Raw genomic sequence first — 17631 nt, 5'->3', positions numbered from 1 at the left:
AAAACATGCACTACAATAAGAAAAAAATTGCACTCGCCGCCTTACCCTTTGCTGTCATGATGCATTCAGCCACCTTATGGGCTGACGCATACTCAGATGCTGCAGAAAAATGGGTAGATACCGAATTCACCGTTTCTACACTAAGCAAGCAACAACAGCTTGACGAAATGCATTGGTTCACCGAAGCCGCAAAAAAATTCCGCGGTATGGAAATCAACGTCGCGTCTGAAACGTTAACAACGCACAAATACGAGTCTCAAGTGTTGGCGAAAGCCTTCACTGAAATCACTGGTATCAAAGTCAACCATGACTTGATTCAAGAAGGTGATGTCGTTGAAAAACTGCAAACACAAATGCAATCTGGTCGTAACATCTATGATGCTTACGTGAATGATTCCGACTTGATCGGTACCCATTTCCGCTACGGAAAAGTGGTACCTATCTCTGACATGATGCAAGGCGACGGTAAAGACTTCACGCTACCAACCTTAGATCTTGCGGATTTCATCGGTTTGGATTTCACTACAGGGCCAGATGGCAAACTTTACCAATTACCAACACAGCAGTTTGCTAACCTTTATTGGTTCCGTGCTGACTGGTTTGCTCGTCCTGACCTAAAAGCCAAATTCAAATCCATTTACGGCTATGAACTGGGTGTGCCAGTTAACTGGTCTGCTTATGAAGACATCGCAGAGTTCTTCACTGACAAAGTGAAAAACATCGATGGCGAGCGCGTTTACGGCCATATGGATTACGGTAAAAAAGACCCTTCTCTAGGCTGGCGTTTCACCGATGCTTGGTTCTCTATGGCCGGTGCTGGCGATAAGGGTACACCTAATGGTTTACCTGTCGATGAATGGGGAATCCGTATTAAAGATGCCTGTTCACCTGTAGGCTCCAGCGTTTCTCGTGGTGGTGCAACAAACGGCCCAGCTGCGGTTTACGCAACAACCAAATACGTCGAATGGTTGCGTAAGTACGCGCCACCAGAAGCACAAGGCATGACCTTCTCTGAATCTGGCCCAGTGCCAGCGCAAGGTGGCGTAGCTCAGCAAATTTTCTGGTACACCGCATTTACCGCTGACATGACTACTAAAGGTCTTCCTGTTGTAAACGAAGATGGTACGCCAAAATGGCGCATGGCTCCTTCTCCGGTTGGGCCATACTGGGAAGAAGGCATGAAGAAAGGTTATCAAGACGTTGGTGCTTGGACTTTCATGAACTCGACACCAGACGATCGTCGCCTAGCGGCTTGGATGTATGCTCAGTTCACAACGTCCAAAACAGTCTCTTTGAAGAAAACCTTAGTCGGTCTAACGCCTATTCGTGAGTCGGATATCAACTCTCCTGAAATGGCCGCAGCAGCGCCTAAATTGGGTGGTTTGGTTGAGTTCTATAAAGGGCCAGCTCGTAAAGAGTGGTCGCCAACAGGGATCAACGTGCCAGATTATCCTAAGCTGGCTCAGCTTTGGTGGCAGTACATTTCTCAAGCAGCAAGCGGAGAAGCAACGCCACAAGAAGCACTTAACGGCCTAGCGGCAGCACAAGATAAAGTCATGGAGCGTCTAGAACGCGCTAATGTACAGCCTATCTGTGGACCGAAAATGAACAAGCCGCGTGATGAAGCGTACTGGTTGGCTCAACCTGGCGCACCAAAACCGAAGTTGGCTAATGAGAAACCAAAAGGTGTTACGGTTTCTTATGACGACCTACTTCGTTCTTGGGAATAATATCTCGCCATTATCTCTGAACGTTTGACCGGCTTAGGCCGGTCTTTTTTTGGTGGGTAAATAGAAAGGTGATTGCCTTTGAAGTATTTAAAGTGCGGGGGGGGGGAACAACAGAGTAAAAATAGCAGCGTCAGTGTGTCATTGGCTCGTCGTCCGACATCAAGGCTTTTAGCTCATCCTGCAAACTTTCGATTTTTTCGGCCAATATGTGCTGCTGTGAAGGCGGTATTTGCGCAATATCCTGAAGCGACACTTTTTCCAAATTTTCGAGCAAGCTAACCAAATGTTGTATACGGTCATCTTTTCTGTTCATGCGGGTTCTCTCCGTAGATTGCATGGTAGTTACTTAACCATAGACAACTTTAGGAAATTACTCTGTCATAAATAAGAAAAGTTATGTAAAAAATTGAAGCATTTACAGAAAATCGTACGGATAATAATCATTCTCGGAGCCCAAAAAGAAACCACCAGCAGCTAACAAGCGCCTTTTTTCGCTTGTCCCGGAGGGCAGAATGCCCCTGCTTTGCCACTCTCTCTGTGAGCATCATCGTTTTTCGCCTCAATATCTATGCCAGCAAATTTCCCGCCCACTCGATTTATCTCGCAACCGGTTAACGACACAAAACTAACTGCAATAATAAGTAAAGTGGCTCTCATTTTTATCTCCTCATTTTACGAATGAGCGAGCATAGCAAAGTACTTTTCATTCAACTCTCAGCCTTACAAAGTCATGACTGTAATTTTCACTATCCAAAGGTCGCTGACTTTATCCTTTCGAAAAAATATTAAGCAACCCAACAGCTAATGATTTTTTTGGTAAAAACGCTGGCTGATATCCGCCGCCAAATGAGAAGCAAACATAGGGTGAGGAATCGGAGCAACCGCCAGTACGATATCCACAGAAGGCAAAGCAGGTAAGTTAGAGTCTTCAATAATAGTAAGTCCATAGGAAACACTGGATCGTGCCATAGCGCTGATACCTTGTCCTTTGCGCAGCAAGCTTTTAATTGCCGTCGCACTGGAACTACTGCACATCAATCGATATGCTCGCCCCTGTTTTTCTAAGCCATCAATGGCTGTGCTATGGAACTTACAGTCGGGCTCGTACAAGACCAAAGACAAGGGAGTTTGATTCTCTATTAGAGAGTCTATTTGAGTGCTTATTTTGTCATCTGCTTGGCTATTATCGCCTTTCACCCAAACGCCAGAATCGTGTTTTAGCAGATAACCTTCTTCCGCATCTGGCGCGCGAGTCAAAATGGCCACATCTATTTTTCCTTGGTCTAGCATAAGACGCAATTGTGTACTGCAATCACAGACGATTCGTATGCTCTGATGCGGCAAGGTCTAACGAACCAAGGCCACGATGGAAGGTAATATGGACTCGGCATAATCATCAGGACAGCCAATGGTCAACGGCGGATGTTGCAGATGCGCTGAAAAGTGCCCCAAAGCCTCATCATGCAAAGACACCAGACGTCTTGCATAACTCACCAAATGTTGGCCTTGTTCTGTCAATCCAAGGTTACGACCTTCCTTCATAAACAGAGCATGACCTGTTTCTTCTTCCAGCTTTTTCATCTGCATACTAATAGCACTCTGAGTACGGAAAGTCTGCTTGGCCGCGCGGGTAAAACTGCCCGTATCAACAAAAGCGATAAAGCTACGAAGAGCATCAATATCCATAAATAAATCATCTATCAAAGTTTGGAATAGGAAACATCAAAACTATTCGTTAGTCGTTACAAAAACAAGCTGCAACAATGCTTTTCTTAAACAAAGTAGACATCGAAAAAGAGACATCAAATAGGAGCGTTCCACAATGAAACTGATCATCGGCAATAAAAATTACTCATCTTGGTCATTACGGGGTTGGTTGGCATTAAAAGCCTTCGACATCCCATTTGAAGAAATAAAGCTCCGTTTGTTCAGCGATGAATTCTATAGCGAACTGGCTAAGCACTCTCCTGTGGGTAAAGTACCTGTTTTAGTGGATGGCGACTTGAGCGTATGGGATTCTCTTGCCATTTGCGAATACCTCAACGAAAACTATTTAGATGGAAAAGGTTGGCCTGAGGATAAAAACAACCGCGCCGTGGCGCGCTCTGTTGTCGCCGATATGCATTCTGGCTTGTTTGGTATTCGCGGTGAAATGCCGATGAATTGCCGTGCGAAGCGTCGTGTTGAACTAAGCGACACGGCAAAAAAAGAAGTCGCAAATCTAGATGCTATTTGGTCTAGTTTACGTGTTAAGCACGCCCCAACTGGCGACTATTTATTTGGTGAGTTTAGCTTGGTCGACGTATTTTTCGCTCCCGTTATATTCCGTTTTGCAACTTACGGTATCGCATTATCCGACGCGGCCAGTGCCTATCACAAAACTCTGCTAGCGCACCCAGATATGCAAGCATGGTTAAACGATGCCCTAGCAGAAACAGACATCATTCCAGAGGAAGAAGTGGGCGAAGCCATTTGATTTTTTGTGATTCGTAACTCCATAAAAAACGAAAGCCAATGATGGCTTTCGTTTTTTATAATGTATCAAAAGGTCAATTAATCTTTAGGTTGTTTCGCATCAGGTTTCCATGAGTTAACTAATGCCTTTTGATCAAACATTTGATAAACCCATTCACGGCCGTCTTTCACTTTTTTAAATAACTGCAATTCAACCAATCCGTTCAACACGGTCGCGGCGGTGTTGTAGGAACAACCTAAATTGTCTTTCACATTGTTAATAGTAAAAGAAACAGCTTTCTGACTTTTTGCCACTTGGAAAACTGTCTGCTGCTTATCCGTCAACTGACGATACAAACCAGAATCCCACAGCCACCTATTAAACACTTCGGTTTGCTCTACAGACTCCTTATAAGAGGCTTTAAATTTGTTGATGGCTCGAGTGATAATCCGACATTGATAGTCTACAAAGTAGGTTAAATCCATGTCGTCCGTTTCGGTATAGAGATAGCTTTTACCATATTGCACAGGGGCTTCTTTCAATAACAAGCTGATTGCAATATAACGAAACGCCGCAAACTCATTTTTAAACATATACCAATAAAATAGCGCCCTAGCGACACGACCATTGCCATCATGAAAAGGGTGTTCATAGCCGATTCGGAAATGCAGCGTAATGGCCTTGACTAAAGGATGGATATAACCCGAACTTTCCGCATCATGATGTGACTGATTGACCCATCTCACCAACATATCAAGTCGACTACTTAAGAATTCGGCTTTGGGTGGCGTATGAACCACTTCACCGTCATTGTTCTCTACCACCACATCATCAGACGTTCGAATCACGCCAGGTTTGTATTTATTATCTTCTATACCTTCCACGCCGATCTGGTGGAGTTCTTCTATAAATTCAACCGAGAGGTTTTTGCTTCTATGCTCCCACGCAAACTTCATCATTCTGAAATTACCAAGAATCATTTTTTCATCAATGCTTCTGGGCTTTCTATCCCGTTTTAGCATGTCTTTTGCAACCTTGGTTGTGGTGGCTGCACCCTCTAGCTGACTGCTGCTAATGGCTTCGTCTTCAATTAGGTCATTCAATAAATAGTCTAGATGCTTTTGCTCACCGATCTTGTTACACATCCACTCCAATGCGGCGGTTGTTGTATTTCGATCCGTCTCACTGATGGCTTTTTGAATGGTTGGAGTCATGAATAAAGTAGCAGGTGCTAAGCGCTTCCCAAGAAAGGAGTCATAAACATCTTGCGATTGTCTTTGTCTGGCTTCTTTTAGCAATGACCAAACTAATGTTGGGTTCAACTGCTTGGGTAATCTATGTTTGAGCTCATCAAAATGGAGATATCGCCCTTTAACGTCTATCGATGAGAGATAGTTCGTATAACCAATCACTAGCACCCCATTGTTATAAATCTTCGTAATAGGATTTTCTATTAAGTATTTAGGCGGTGAAGTAATCATGTATATCTCAAAAGCAAGAATAATTGAGATAAAGGTAGCAAAGAAAAAACCACCTGTCTCAAAAAAGTACCATTTTGAGATAGGTATCATTTTTATGAAGTAGCAATGCATGGTGATTTCCCAGTAAAATCAAACCTTGACTCATTTCTCTACTTTCAAGGTTTTCATGACGAAATTCACACTCCCCAAAGGACTGACAGAAGCACTTAAAAGTGGTCAATTAATTCCGTTCGTTGGGGCAGGGGTTTCCATGTCTGTCAAAAAGGCTGGCTCCCAAGAATCTCTTTTTCCTAGCTGGGGCGCGTTATTAGAGAGGAGTGCTGTGACAGTAAGAGATAACGGTGACAAACCGACAGCAGATCTTATCAAAGCATTCCTTGCCAGAAATAAAGATGACGCTTATCTACAAGCCGCTACCTATGCTCAGGAAGCATTAGGAAATCACGAATGGAATACTTTTCTAAAAGAACAACTTTCATTTACGAAAGACCAATGTGAAACGTCAAGTCTGGCATTAGCGCAGTCTATCTGGCGGTTAAATTGTCCGCTCATCATTACGACTAACTACGACAAAGTATTAGATTGGGCTTGCCCAATGTTGGCAGACCTAAATCACTGGGATATTGAAGCTGCTCATGAACAAGCAAACTCACTTTCAACCAAACTAACTCAGCATACTGTTTGGCATTTGCATGGTCGTATTAGCAATGCAAATAACCTTATACTAACTCCAGACGGCTACACGCATTTATACAGTGAAAATAAAGACCAGCAAAAATACGCAGCAGCACTAGCCACACTAAAAACATATTTCACCACTAACCGGTTTATTTTTATTGGTTTCAGCTTTGACGATGTGGTTTTTGCTGGTGCCCTACAATCCGTCAGCAAAATCTTTGATAAAAATACTCCAAAGCATTTTGTTCTAATTAAAGAAAATCAACGTGAAAGAATAGAAAAACTTGGATTGCCTTTAATTCCTGTCAACTATGAAAACCACGAGGATTTACCCGCGTTATTGAACCAGCTGGCCAGCCATGCTGAACGAGTGAATCAGAACGAACAGTCAAAGCCTGTCGGAACAAATACCTTACCGACAACCATTTCGCCAGCACCAAACACCAAACCTGATTTTGATATCAACAATCCGGTTTTTAATCTGCCTTTTCGGTCAAAAGGGGAAGGTGTCGTCGGTAGAGAGCAGGTTCTACAAGATCTGAGAACACAACTTGTTTCAGGACAACAAACCTGCATTGGCCATGCGGCTTCTTTTAATGGCATGGGCGGTTTAGGGAAAACACAGCTCGCCGTCGAGTACGCGTATCGATATAGAGATGAATACCCCAATGGAGTCATGTGGATTGCTGCGGATCAGGACATCTCTACCCAGTTAGTCACCATGGCGAATAACGCCAAGTGGTTTTCACCCCATTTGGAAACGGCAGACTTGCTAGCAAAAGCACGAGAGAAACTACAAAACAGTTCAGATTGCTTAATCATTTTTGATAACGTCGAAAGCAAAGAACAAATTCAAGTCTACTTGCCCAATATAAACGCAGCACCTCATCTAATAATAACCAGCCGAATGAATACAATCGGCGGTTTTACCGTGCTGCCTTTAACGCTTTTGAGCGACGAAGAATCCGTTGAATTGTTGCTAAAAGAAGCGAACCGCGAACACCTTGAATTATCAATCGAAGACAAGCGAGTTTGCCAAGACATTGTGGAAACTTTAGGTCATTTACCTCTTGCGATTGAGCTAGCGGGGGCCTACCTAAAACGCCTTCCAAGCGTTACCTTTGCAAACTACAAAACCCTATTACATTCCAGTTTAGACAAAGCATTAACCACAAAAGACCACGCCAGTTTTACCGATCATCAAAAAGGGCTGTTTGGAACTTTAACGCTGACAGAGCGAGAGGTAGAGCAATCACCGCTTATAGAAGATATTTTACGCATACTTAGTTGGAGCGCTACAGCGTCTATGAGTACATCTTTAATGGCAACATTATTAGCAGTAGAAGAGGCCGAACTAATAGAACCGTTGGCCTTGGGCGTAGAACTTCGACTTTTATCATCCACGGAAAATAACCGCTATGCCATTCACCGTTTACTGAAAGAGATTCAACGCGAGCTACACACATTAGAAACAATGAATGAATGGGGACAAAAAATCTGCCAACATATGATTAGCTGGTTTGAAAAGCGTAAAAACGAGTTCCTAGATCTGGCAGATTACCAAGCAGAAATAGATCATTTGGAGAACTGGCAGCAATTAGCTAATCAACATAAGTGGTCGCAAGCCATTGCCCTTATATGGTTACAAGCTTATCCACTCTGGCACCTTGGACAGTACCAACAAAGTGAAGCTCTTTTACTAAAAGCATTAGACTTATTTGAATATACGCATAAAGAAGAAAACAAAGACAACCAGCTGTTAAAAGCTCATTTATTAACCGATTTAGGGACTATTTATATTCACCTAGGTAAAACGAATCAAGGACTGATTAATACAGGATCAGCACTTACTATAAGACGAAGGTATTTAGATGAAAAAAACCGAGATGTGGCGATAAACTATAACAATATTGGAATTGTCTACAGCAATTTAGGGAAATTTCACGAGGCGTTACAAAATAGTAAAAAAGCCCTCGGGTTACAATTGGAGCTATTTGGTGAACAAAATACAGATGTCGCTAGAAGCTATAGTAACATCGGCAATATATTCCTAAGTCTAGGTCAATACAGCGCAGCACTAGAGCACGGAAAAAAGGCACTCTATTTACGACTAGAGCTGTTCGGTGAACAACATCCTGATGTAGCAATTAGCTACAATAATATTGGTAGTTGTTACGACAAACTAACTCAACATGAGAAAGCACTAGAAAACTCAGAAAAAGCAATAGATTTACAACGAAAGCTATTCGGTGAGAAGCACCCAGATATCGCTACAAGTTATAACAATATTGGTGGTACTTACAGAAATTTAAGACTATATGAAGAAGCATTCATGTCCTTTAAAAATGCCATTTCAATTAGTATCGAGAGTTTCACAAATAACCCCAAGAGTATTATTAATATTCTAAATGGCATGACAGAAACGCTCGTGTTAGATAAACGCTTTAAAACAGCTTTAGAGGAATTAGCATCATTAAGAAAATTAGCAGCAAAAAATAGAGTGCTCAAATATGAGCTAAAAAGACTTGATCAATATATAAAACGCGAGGCTGGGAAATCAGGCATTCGGCTCAATACGATAAACAGTAAGAAGAAAATACCGAAGCGACGTTAGCCGATACGAAGCAAAAGCCAATATGGGCTTTTACTTTTTTGTTTTATATGTCTGGCACTTATAAAGTAAAATGCAGCGCTAACTCACTTATCTATTTCCAAGGCTCTCATGAAAAAAATGACACACAACGACGAGCAGACAGATCAACCCGATGAGACATTAGACAATGCGTGAAACGCGTTTGAAATAAGCTTATCTAATTTCTCAAAAGATCACTCAGATGCCATCAATTACATGAAGGCAATTGCTGATAATTTTCTGAGGCATTAAAAGAAATAGAGATGTCAGAACTACAAAGCCATATCAAACAAAAAGGCGCGAAATCTGGCTTTAGATTCAATAGCCCGACTAAAAAAACCAATAAACGCAAACCAAAGCGGCGTTAATTAAACAGGAAGCTAGACGTTGTCCAAGCATAAAACTCAGTAGACGGTTTAATGACTTACGGATCTCTTAACCCAAGGTTATGAACACACAGACTATACGAAAGGCCTTCCATAAGAAAACACAATGCTATTATTCGTCATAGAAAAAACACTGAATCGCTAAAGAGGGCAATAATTCGATGACAACGGCTGAACTGTCTAAACTTGAAGGCTTCCAAAACAAGGGTGTCCTTAAGCTTTCCAATGTCATCGATGTTGAAAAGGTTGCCGATGTACAAACCCATCTTTGGCAGGAAGTTGACCGCAAGTTTGGCATTCATATCGACGAACCTAACACATGGTTTTCCAATGCCAATAACCCTGTCGGAGACGCTCGTGCAAAACGGCTGAATGGTGTGGGATCGATTATGCGAGACTTAAAAGCCTCGGGGAAACTCGATGATATTGAGCGTGCGATCCAACTGGTTATCGATCAAGTATTTGGCGCTGACACTTGGCGCCCGTTAGATCTTTGGTATTCTTTATTGAGCTTTCCTGGCTCAGAGTCGGTTTGGAATGTGCCTCATAAATCTTGGCACTGCGATGAACCCTGTGTGGTGGGAGACGCCGAGCCTTGGAGTTTATTTGTCTTTGTGTTGCTCGATAATGTCACGACAGATATGGGGGCGACAACCGTCATTTCAGGGTCTCATCGACGTGCGGAACGTCTGGCTAAAACACTCGGGACATCAAATAACGAGGCATTAATAAACGCCTTTGAATCAGTTAATAGCGGACTGTTTGATAATCCGAACGACGTCACGCTATTGCCTATGGATCAGGTGTTAGATCCCCTTATTCAAGAAGACCCTTGGTTCCAAGAGTTGGTTCAAGAAGGCTCCCCTGATCAACGAATCCAACGATTCATAAAAGAAGGCAGTTCACTGCACAACATCGAACAAAAGGTTGTCACATTGACCGGTATCGCAGGTGATATCATCGTATTGGATCCGCGCTGTCTTCATACCTTTTCCGCGAATGTGTCTAATCTTCCGAGACAAGTATTACGACTCGATTTTAGACGCCAATTATAATCTACCTTCCAAGGCTTTCATGACCACAATGACGCGCAACGACGAACAGACAGATCAACCAGATGAGACATTGAACAATGCGAGAAAGGCGTTTGAAATCAGTTTGTCTAACTTCACCACGGACCACACGGAAGTCATCAACCACATGCAGGAAATTGTTGAGATTTTACTTAAGCAGAAGCAGTTTGCTGAAGCATTAAAAGAAATCGAGCAATTAAAAAAACTGGCAACGTCGAATAAGAAGATAAAAATTGCTATGTTGGAAATGAAAGGTCGTATCAAACAGGTTGGCGCTAGATCTGGTTTTCGATCTAGAGCCACCAAAAAATATACGACAAAAAAACCTAAGAACGCTTAAGGAAGGTACGAATAAGTCTACTAAGCCTCAGTCTTTCAGAGAAACCGTCAAATAAGGCGCGACTCTGAAGGAATGTAGGTACCTTTCAAAGAGTCGCAACGACATGTGACGTTTTCTCTGAAAGACCCGCAGGGCATGGCCTAAAAGCCTGTATTCTTTGTTGAACACCTCGCAAATAGAACCACTATTCACATTCGGCACTCGCCTCGAACAACAGGCTTTTATCCACATGCTGAGGCAAGAGGACTTGCTCGCACCTTCCTTAATCAAAGCGGAAGCTAGACGCTGTCCAACCGCCAAATATCCCTTCATCGTGGTAAACACAAGTTGCTTTCGCATTTTCAGCGGCACCAAGGGCAACCATAAGAGGAATCAAATGATCTTCTCTTGGATGGCAAAGTCGAGCGTATGGGGCTTTGTCCCACTCCACTATGCTTGCACTGCGCTCGGCTGGCTCGGATTCTAATAAGGTTTCTTGTAGCCAAGCATCAAACTCAGTAGAGGGTTTAATGGCTTGCGGCCCCCTTAATCCAAGGTTATGAAAGCTCAAACCACTGCCGACAATTAAAACGCCTTCTTCACGCAAGGGAGCTAAGGCACGGCCTAGCGCCATATGTTCTTCTGGGTTTAGGTTCGATTTAAGTGACAGCTGGACCATAGGCATGTCTGCTTCTGGATACATCACGGCCATTGGTGCGAACGCACCGTGATCGAAACCTTTTTTATCATCCAGATCCACTGGAAAGCCTGCGCCTTTAATAAGTTCAGCGACGCGATTGGCCACCCCTGGCGAGCCAGGGGCTTGGTATTTCACCTCATAAGTATGCGCGGGAAAACCGTAATAGTCGTATTCCATTCCAGGCGCTGGGTTAGACTGCACACCAAAGGTGTTGCGTTCCCAATGACCAGAGATCATCAAAATCGCTTTTGGCTTTTCAGGCAATTCTTGTGTCATTCGAACCAAAGACGCTTCAAGGTTGGAAAACATGGCGCGCATGTCAGCGATATAAGGCCAAGGGCCGCCGCCGTGAGAAATAAAATAAGTGGGTAACATAATCATTCACCTCTAAAACTGGAGTCGTTAGCCAACTTGAAAAACACTAAATTGGCTTTAATTAATGCGATCAGTTTAGGCTTGTGACATGGCTTGATCAATATACATCCGGTTAACCCATCATTTCACTTTGATTAATAATAAAAGCAGAAAATGGCATTTGATTTCATCTAGATCAAGAAAAACAAACACCTCATGCCATAAGTCATGACGGTGTTTGTTTGTAATAAGCTCGTCACTTATTATGAGGCGTTATTGGCTTTTTCAGGAGTATAGACACGCAAACGATGACCATCGGGATCAAGCGCAGTAAAGGTCGTACCAAAATCCAACTCAGTTGGGTCTTGAATGATGCCGACACCCAGCTCTCGCCATTTGATGTAGTTAATCTGCAAAGTAATCAGGTTATCAAGAGTTAATGCCACTTCCATACTACCGGCGGGAACATCATTGGCTTTTGGCAATACGTCTTCTCGCGCCCATAAGCCAAACTTGGCTCCCGTTTCCGAGACAAACAAGGCGAAGCCTTCAGTTAACTCCACAGGTTCGCGGTCAAACAAAGGACGGTAAAAATCCACACTGCGCTGAACATTATCCACATATAAGATGGTGAAATTTGAAAGATCCATACTGATAATCCTATTCGCTGTTTATATTTCACGTTAAAAGTTTAGTACTTCTCATCAGGCTTTGACCCGATAAAGTGAGAATAAACAAGCAGAGTGTCAGATCTTGTCAGTAGTCAAAGCTAGCTTTAAAGCAAAATGCCTCGATCAGCCAAAAACTGCTCTAAGTTCTTATTGATAAAATGGCCTTTTACGATACGTATAAATGTCCAAATTGAAGTCAATAGCAATAAAACAATAAACCAAAGGTGAAAATCTGGCAGATAGAACTGCATCAGGATTTGAATAATAATCCCGCAAAAACTAAGCCACTCAAAAATCATCAACCTAGATACAAAGTACATATTTCTAGAGCGGCTCTTCAAGATTTCAAAAGACCCAGTCCAACTATGAATGGCTATTACCGTGTTTTTATACTTCAACTCAGCTGAGTAGCCAGATCGCTTGAACTCGTTTGCAAGATTGATTATGTCCATAACCTATTCCCTTCCTTGGTTAGTTACTATTTATCCAATAAATCATCACTTTTACTGAGTTGATTCAATGTCGCTCGCCATTGTTTTAGCAATACATGACGAGGTGTTGCATAACGAGTATTGATTAGTTCACTCGATAAGATTCTATCGGTTCGAAAGTTTCGAATCTCTTGTCTCAACTCACACCAAGCAACCAACACACGCACTTCGTCGAAATAGCCTAAAGCAAATGGCCAGATACGGCGCTGAGAGTGTTTGCCTTTTAAATCTCGATAATCAATGGAAAGAATCTTTTCATCTCGAATCGCTTGGCGAACTTCGGCCATATTCACCGTATCTGTGGTCGTCTCTTTACTCGGGCCGATCAACAAAGTCGTATCGTCGAGCATGTCTTTTAACTCCATAGGCAATACCGCTGCAATTTTGTTTAAGGCATTTTGTGCGCCATTGCTTAGTTGGTTGTCAGTGCGTTGCGCCACCCAACGAGCACCAAGAACCAAAGCTTCTATTTCTTCCTCGGTGAACATTAATGGCGGCAGCAGAAAGCCAGGCTTGAGTACGTAACCCACGCCCGCTTCGCCTTGGATATTTGCCCCCTGCTCTTGCAGCGTTGCAATATCTCGATACAGGGTTCGCACACTCACCTCCAGCTTGTCAGCTAAGGTTTGGCCAGATACCGGATATCGATGACTCCGCAGTAAAGCAATGAGAGCAAGCAAACGTTGAGAACGAACCACGTTTTTACTCTCCGCTAGAGGTTTTTTGGTTCAGCGGATAATCTGCAAAGCCCACCGCTAACTTGTCCAATGTCACATCCCGAAAACGCTCTAACAATAACGCTTCGGCTTCAATCAATACGTCACTAATCGCTTGGTTAACGGCTATTTCGATGGGGCACGAGGTATGTTCGTCCGACAGTCCTATGGTGAAGACAGAGCTTTCACCAAGCGCATTATGAATGTCTAGCAGGGTGATATCAGACAAGGCGACGGCCAATGACCAACCGCCACCATGACCTTTCACTGAGGTGACATAGCCTTTGTCTCGTAAACCCGCCATGGTGCGACGCACGACAACCGGGTTGGTATTAAGCATTGTAGCGATCTTTTCTGACGTCGCTGGCGCATCTAACTGATCCATGTGAATCAGTACGTGCAGCATACGGGATAAACGGCTGTCTTTTCTCATCAGGTCTCTCATAGCAAATAGCAATGTCTACATTCTACCCCAGATTATCAAATAACATTAAAAGTATCGTAAGTTGACTTTTCATTATCATGTAACTTATGATGTTTCTTAATATCAATCTACTTACACAGAAACAAGGAACAAACAATGCAACTCGACGTTATCGTAATTGGTGGAAGCTTTGCTGGGCTTTCCGCCGCCATGCAGCTCGTAAGAGGGCAAAGAACCGTCACTGTCATCGACGCTGGCGAACCCAGAAATCGCTTCGCGGATGAATCTCATGGATTTTTCGGTTTGGATGGTGTGTCACCATTTGCCATTCAGCAAGAGGCTTATCGTCAGCTACTAAAATACCCAACCGCCAGTATTGTGGAAGGCAAAGCGACAAGCGTCGAAAAGCTCGCTGAAGGGTTCAGTGTTACGCTCGCAGATAAAAGCATACTGACCAGTAAGAAGCTCATTTTGGCGACGGGATTAAAAGATGAGATTCCAGACATCCCAGGTCTAACAGAACGCTGGGGGGCAACCGTCATTCACTGCCCTTATTGCCACGGCTATGAAGTTCGCAACCAGCCACTTGGTGTTCTTGCCACCAGCCCAATGTCCATTCATCAAGCAGGTATGATCCCTGACTGGGGCCCAACCACGTATTTTACTCAGGGCCTGTACGAACCAGACGAAGAACAGCGAGAATTTTTACTGAAACGAGGTGTCACCATTGAAAGTACTCCTATATTAGAAGTATTAGGACGAGCACCGGAGATTTCCTCTGTCTACCTTGCTGACGGCAGGACAATTCGTATTGCGGCACTCTTTGTTGCCCCCAAGACTCATATGACAAGCCCATTTGCAGAACAGTTAGGCTGTGAGTTTGAAGAAGGCCCTCTTGGTCTTGTGATCAAAACCAATGCCATGAAACAAACGTCAGTAGAAGGTGTCTTTGCGGCTGGCGATGCCGCCAGCCCAATGCACAATGCCACCTTAGCCTCGGCAGCTGGTGTAATGGCCGGTGGTGGCGCTCATCAGTCATTAATGCACGATTAACGTGTTCTTGTCTTTACATGAGGTATCAACACACGCCTGATACCTCATTTCTTCATTCTCGATTTGAAAATCTCGTGTAATGAATATCTCCTTTTATACGCTTTTAAGCGCTCATTAATCTCTTTATCCGTGTTGAAAACGCTTGTTCGGTAAACACCAAGTAATGATTTCGCAATAGTAGATGACACAAGGGGTTCAGGTCATTTTTGTGTCAATTTTGAACGTCTGATAAACGCGCTATTCTGGAAAAAGAACAACCAACAAAGCTATTTATCAGGAGATAAAAACAATGTCTTTTAACATTGCAAAACGCACGCTTCTCAGCAGTATCATTGCAGCGTCTTCAGTTTCAACATTAGCGCTTGCACAGCAACAGGAAGGATTCACCCTAACGCCAAGTATTGGCTACTACAACATGGATAGTGATCGAGATACCAAAGACGATAAAGCCTACTCTCTGGGTTTGGGTTATCAATTTAATAACCCATGGGCGGTCGAGTTTGTTTACTTAAACGCTGACTCAAAACAAAATGGCGCTGACGTCGATGTAGATCAGTACCGCTTAGATGGTTTATACCACTTGCCTAATATCAGTTCACTTAACCTAACGCCTTACTTAGCCGCTGGTGTCGGTACGGCCGATTTTAGTAATGGTGGCAATAACAATACACAAGTTAACGCTGGTGGCGGTTTGAAATACGCAATCAATGATACGGTTTCATTGCGTGCAGACTTTCGTTTAGTCGATGATGTGGAAGATCATCATCTCGATAATGTCACCTCTTTGGGTGTGCAAATGACGTTTGGCAGCCCATCTAAAAGCTCAAGCTCCAACGACGATGGCTACACTCCGGTCGAGCAAACCTACACTCAAACAGAACCCGAACCAGCGCAAGACGTTGAGCCACAACAAGCGATACAACCACAAGAAACAGAGCAGCCAGAGGTTGTTTACTCAGAACCCTCTGGACAAGCGCAAGACGACAACATGGCCACTCCGACCATGACCGAAGACACGCCTGAGCAAACAGATAAACTGGGACAAGACGATGCCGTTGCGGCCTCACCAATGACGGAAGATACGCCAGAGGAAACGAACACTTTAGCTGAACCACCAGGCAAAATTAACATCCAATTTGGCGTTAATAAAACCAACGTTGAGCAGAAGTTTTATCCTGAAATAGAAAAAATCGCGACCTTCCTTAAAGACAATCCAGAAAGCACCGTTGTCATTGAGGGTCATACCGATGACTCAGGTACAGCAAGCTACAACCAAATGATTTCTGAAAAACGCGCAAACGCAATTGCCGATGTGCTTATTAGAACCTTTGAAATTTCAGACACTCGGGTTGAGGCGATAGGTTACGGTGAAGAAAGACCCTTCGTTGAAAACGATACAGCCGCACACCGTGAAGCGAACCGTCGTGTTGTTGCTATCATCTCTAACAGCGAGGCATAAAAGGCGTTCGACTAGGAACCAATACGTACCTAGGTCAGAACAAAACCTTTCCCGAGAAGTCGCCTAAAGCGAAAAAACGCCCGATATTTTTATATCGGGCGTTTTTTTTGGCCGATGTAAACAGCTCTGCTTCCCTGTTTTGCACTGACACTTCTTGAATAATGAGCACTTTGTGAACGTATTGTACTTAGTCGCGTCACAATTAATTTTTGCCATTTTTAAGTGAAAACTTACTGTAATAAGCAGCGCATTTCCTACACCATTTCGAGCGTATTTTGATCGCTCAATCGCTTGAATATCACCACTTTAGTAAAGCTTTCGTCATGATTGGGTAGCAGGTGTTCATGTCCCATTTTTTACGCATTTTAGGTGGGCTTTTCACCGATAAAAATCCGCGTAATCTAGATAGTGAACAACAAAACATTATGTTCATTAGGAGAAATAATATGTCTACATCTTTTAAAAAACGCACTCTTTTTAGTGGTGTCCTAATTGCTTCATCTCTCGCTACAATGGCATATGCTGAAACACCAAAGCCAGGCCTTACTGTCACGCCAAGCATCGGCTACTACAACACAGATGGCGATAGACAAGCAGGCAACGACACATCTTACTCAATCGGTGTCGGCTACCAAACAAATAGCCCACTGGCAGTAGAAGCCACTTACCTTCATTCAGATGCCAGTAAACGCGGACGTAACAACGATCTAGATCAATACCGCGTTGATGGCTTATACAGTCTTCCTGAGTTTACGACAGTTAATCTGACGCCCTATGTTGCAGCAGGGGTTGGTATGACAGACGTAGATGGCGACTCAAACAACCTACTGGTTAACGCAGGTGGTGGCGTGAAATATGCGATTAACAGTGATGTGGATCTTCGCGCAGACTTCCGCCTAGTGAAAGACATTGAAGACAACCATTTAGATAACGTGACGTCTGTGGGTGTGCAATACAGCTTCGGTATGCCAAACCAACAAGCTTCAAATAATTAAGCTTTAAAAGACAA

The 17631-nt window shown here is 43.4% G+C and carries 18 protein-coding genes; 8 read left to right on the top strand and 10 right to left on the bottom strand.

The window, feature by feature from the left end; all coding sequences use genetic code 11:
• The first annotated feature begins 5 nt into the window (after nucleotides 1-5).
• Nucleotides 6-1730, top strand: a complete 1725-nt coding sequence (locus tag AC2A4J_RS02320) for an ABC transporter substrate-binding protein (RefSeq protein ID WP_255827626.1) — start codon at nucleotides 6-8, stop codon at nucleotides 1728-1730.
• Between the two features lie 130 nt (nucleotides 1731-1860).
• Here the strand turns inward: AC2A4J_RS02320 and AC2A4J_RS02315 are convergent, their stop codons facing one another.
• From AC2A4J_RS02315 to AC2A4J_RS02300, 4 genes are all read right to left on the bottom strand, one after another.
• Entirely contained in the window at nucleotides 1861-2043 is a 183-nt protein-coding gene (locus tag AC2A4J_RS02315; protein ID WP_255827625.1) for a hypothetical protein, read from the bottom strand.
• A gap of 161 nt (nucleotides 2044-2204) precedes the next feature.
• Nucleotides 2205-2387 (bottom strand): hypothetical protein, encoded by a 183-nt coding sequence (locus AC2A4J_RS02310; protein WP_255827624.1) that lies wholly within the window; start codon nucleotides 2385-2387, stop codon nucleotides 2205-2207.
• A 144-nt stretch (nucleotides 2388-2531) separates the two neighbouring features.
• Nucleotides 2532-3020: a LysR substrate-binding domain-containing protein gene (locus AC2A4J_RS02305; RefSeq protein WP_484175085.1), complete on the bottom strand. Its 489-nt coding sequence runs from the start codon at nucleotides 3018-3020 to the stop codon at nucleotides 2532-2534.
• A 57-nt stretch (nucleotides 3021-3077) separates the two neighbouring features.
• The gene (locus AC2A4J_RS02300) at nucleotides 3078-3416 is read right to left on the bottom strand and encodes a LysR family transcriptional regulator (RefSeq protein ID WP_484174753.1); all 339 of its coding nucleotides are present in this window, start codon (nucleotides 3414-3416) and stop codon (nucleotides 3078-3080) included.
• A gap of 136 nt (nucleotides 3417-3552) precedes the next feature.
• On the opposite strand from AC2A4J_RS02300, the gene AC2A4J_RS02295 reads away from it, so the two are divergent.
• The gene (locus AC2A4J_RS02295) at nucleotides 3553-4206 is read left to right on the top strand and encodes a glutathione S-transferase family protein (RefSeq protein WP_484174752.1); all 654 of its coding nucleotides are present in this window, start codon (nucleotides 3553-3555) and stop codon (nucleotides 4204-4206) included.
• A gap of 77 nt (nucleotides 4207-4283) precedes the next feature.
• Here the strand turns inward: AC2A4J_RS02295 and AC2A4J_RS02290 are convergent, their stop codons facing one another.
• Nucleotides 4284-5666: a Fic family protein gene (locus tag AC2A4J_RS02290; RefSeq protein ID WP_484174751.1), complete on the bottom strand. Its 1383-nt coding sequence runs from the start codon at nucleotides 5664-5666 to the stop codon at nucleotides 4284-4286.
• A gap of 250 nt (nucleotides 5667-5916) precedes the next feature.
• Between AC2A4J_RS02290 and AC2A4J_RS02285 the strand changes: the two genes are divergently transcribed.
• The 3 genes from AC2A4J_RS02285 (at nucleotide 5917) to AC2A4J_RS02275 (ending at nucleotide 10775) form a co-directional block, all read left to right on the top strand.
• Complete coding sequence (locus tag AC2A4J_RS02285) at nucleotides 5917-8958, top strand: tetratricopeptide repeat protein (protein WP_484174750.1); 3042 nt, start codon at nucleotides 5917-5919, stop codon at nucleotides 8956-8958.
• A 565-nt stretch (nucleotides 8959-9523) separates the two neighbouring features.
• Nucleotides 9524-10417 (top strand): phytanoyl-CoA dioxygenase family protein, encoded by an 894-nt coding sequence (locus AC2A4J_RS02280; RefSeq protein ID WP_484174749.1) that lies wholly within the window; start codon nucleotides 9524-9526, stop codon nucleotides 10415-10417.
• Nucleotides 10418-10436: 19 nt separating this feature from the next.
• Complete coding sequence (locus AC2A4J_RS02275) at nucleotides 10437-10775, top strand: hypothetical protein (protein WP_484174748.1); 339 nt, start codon at nucleotides 10437-10439, stop codon at nucleotides 10773-10775.
• Nucleotides 10776-11037: 262 nt separating this feature from the next.
• Here the strand turns inward: AC2A4J_RS02275 and AC2A4J_RS02270 are convergent, their stop codons facing one another.
• From AC2A4J_RS02270 to AC2A4J_RS02250, 5 genes are all read right to left on the bottom strand, one after another.
• Nucleotides 11038-11829, bottom strand: a complete 792-nt coding sequence (locus AC2A4J_RS02270; RefSeq protein WP_484174747.1) for a DODA-type extradiol aromatic ring-opening family dioxygenase — start codon at nucleotides 11827-11829, stop codon at nucleotides 11038-11040.
• 242 nt (nucleotides 11830-12071) lie between these two features.
• Complete coding sequence (locus tag AC2A4J_RS02265) at nucleotides 12072-12458, bottom strand: VOC family protein (protein ID WP_484174746.1); 387 nt, start codon at nucleotides 12456-12458, stop codon at nucleotides 12072-12074.
• A 125-nt stretch (nucleotides 12459-12583) separates the two neighbouring features.
• A complete protein-coding gene (locus AC2A4J_RS02260; RefSeq protein ID WP_484174745.1) occupies nucleotides 12584-12931 on the bottom strand; it encodes a hypothetical protein in 348 nt (115 codons plus the stop codon).
• A 26-nt stretch (nucleotides 12932-12957) separates the two neighbouring features.
• Entirely contained in the window at nucleotides 12958-13668 is a 711-nt protein-coding gene (locus tag AC2A4J_RS02255) for a helix-turn-helix transcriptional regulator (protein ID WP_484174744.1), read from the bottom strand.
• Between the two features lie 4 nt (nucleotides 13669-13672).
• On the bottom strand, nucleotides 13673-14119 hold the full coding sequence (locus AC2A4J_RS02250) for an Rrf2 family transcriptional regulator (RefSeq protein ID WP_255827617.1): 447 nt from the start codon (nucleotides 14117-14119) through the stop codon (nucleotides 13673-13675).
• A gap of 147 nt (nucleotides 14120-14266) precedes the next feature.
• On the opposite strand from AC2A4J_RS02250, the gene AC2A4J_RS02245 reads away from it, so the two are divergent.
• The 3 genes from AC2A4J_RS02245 to AC2A4J_RS02235 all read left to right on the top strand — a co-directional run bounded on the left by AC2A4J_RS02245 (nucleotide 14267) and on the right by AC2A4J_RS02235 (nucleotide 17617).
• Entirely contained in the window at nucleotides 14267-15163 is an 897-nt protein-coding gene (locus tag AC2A4J_RS02245; protein ID WP_484174743.1) for an NAD(P)/FAD-dependent oxidoreductase, read from the top strand.
• Between the two features lie 289 nt (nucleotides 15164-15452).
• Nucleotides 15453-16622 carry an OmpA family protein gene (locus AC2A4J_RS02240; RefSeq protein ID WP_484174742.1) on the top strand — a complete coding sequence of 390 codons (1170 nt, stop codon included), beginning with the start codon at nucleotides 15453-15455 and terminating at the stop codon, nucleotides 16620-16622.
• 446 nt (nucleotides 16623-17068) lie between these two features.
• Entirely contained in the window at nucleotides 17069-17617 is a 549-nt protein-coding gene (locus AC2A4J_RS02235; protein WP_484174741.1) for a porin family protein, read from the top strand.
• Nucleotides 17618-17631: the final 14 nt, after the last annotated feature.

The organism is Marinomonas sp. ATLA20 (genome assembly GCF_057180105.1).
Note: the sequence above shows the minus strand (reverse complement) of the source record. Positions and strands in the feature narration are given on the sequence as shown.

Bases quoted from the DNA above. Each gene is read 5' to 3' on its own strand.
- AC2A4J_RS02320 (WP_255827626.1), top strand. From the start codon at position 6: ATGCACTACAATAAGAAAAAAATTGCACTCGCCGCCTTACCCTTTGCT.
- AC2A4J_RS02315 (WP_255827625.1), bottom strand. From the start codon at position 2,043: ATGAACAGAAAAGATGACCGTATACAACATTTGGTTAGCTTGCTCGAA.
- AC2A4J_RS02310 (WP_255827624.1), bottom strand. From the start codon at position 2,387: ATGAGAGCCACTTTACTTATTATTGCAGTTAGTTTTGTGTCGTTAACC.
- AC2A4J_RS02305 (WP_484175085.1), bottom strand. From the start codon at position 3,020: ATGCTAGACCAAGGAAAAATAGATGTGGCCATTTTGACTCGCGCGCCA.
- AC2A4J_RS02300 (WP_484174753.1), bottom strand. From the start codon at position 3,416: ATGGATATTGATGCTCTTCGTAGCTTTATCGCTTTTGTTGATACGGGC.
- AC2A4J_RS02295 (WP_484174752.1), top strand. From the start codon at position 3,553: ATGAAACTGATCATCGGCAATAAAAATTACTCATCTTGGTCATTACGG.
- AC2A4J_RS02290 (WP_484174751.1), bottom strand. From the start codon at position 5,666: ATGATTACTTCACCGCCTAAATACTTAATAGAAAATCCTATTACGAAG.
- AC2A4J_RS02285 (WP_484174750.1), top strand. From the start codon at position 5,917: ATGTCTGTCAAAAAGGCTGGCTCCCAAGAATCTCTTTTTCCTAGCTGG.
- AC2A4J_RS02280 (WP_484174749.1), top strand. From the start codon at position 9,524: ATGACAACGGCTGAACTGTCTAAACTTGAAGGCTTCCAAAACAAGGGT.
- AC2A4J_RS02275 (WP_484174748.1), top strand. From the start codon at position 10,437: ATGACCACAATGACGCGCAACGACGAACAGACAGATCAACCAGATGAG.
- AC2A4J_RS02270 (WP_484174747.1), bottom strand. From the start codon at position 11,829: ATGTTACCCACTTATTTTATTTCTCACGGCGGCGGCCCTTGGCCTTAT.
- AC2A4J_RS02265 (WP_484174746.1), bottom strand. From the start codon at position 12,458: ATGGATCTTTCAAATTTCACCATCTTATATGTGGATAATGTTCAGCGC.
- AC2A4J_RS02260 (WP_484174745.1), bottom strand. From the start codon at position 12,931: ATGGACATAATCAATCTTGCAAACGAGTTCAAGCGATCTGGCTACTCA.
- AC2A4J_RS02250 (WP_255827617.1), bottom strand. From the start codon at position 14,119: ATGAGAAAAGACAGCCGTTTATCCCGTATGCTGCACGTACTGATTCAC.
- AC2A4J_RS02245 (WP_484174743.1), top strand. From the start codon at position 14,267: ATGCAACTCGACGTTATCGTAATTGGTGGAAGCTTTGCTGGGCTTTCC.
- AC2A4J_RS02240 (WP_484174742.1), top strand. From the start codon at position 15,453: ATGTCTTTTAACATTGCAAAACGCACGCTTCTCAGCAGTATCATTGCA.
- AC2A4J_RS02235 (WP_484174741.1), top strand. From the start codon at position 17,069: ATGTCTACATCTTTTAAAAAACGCACTCTTTTTAGTGGTGTCCTAATT.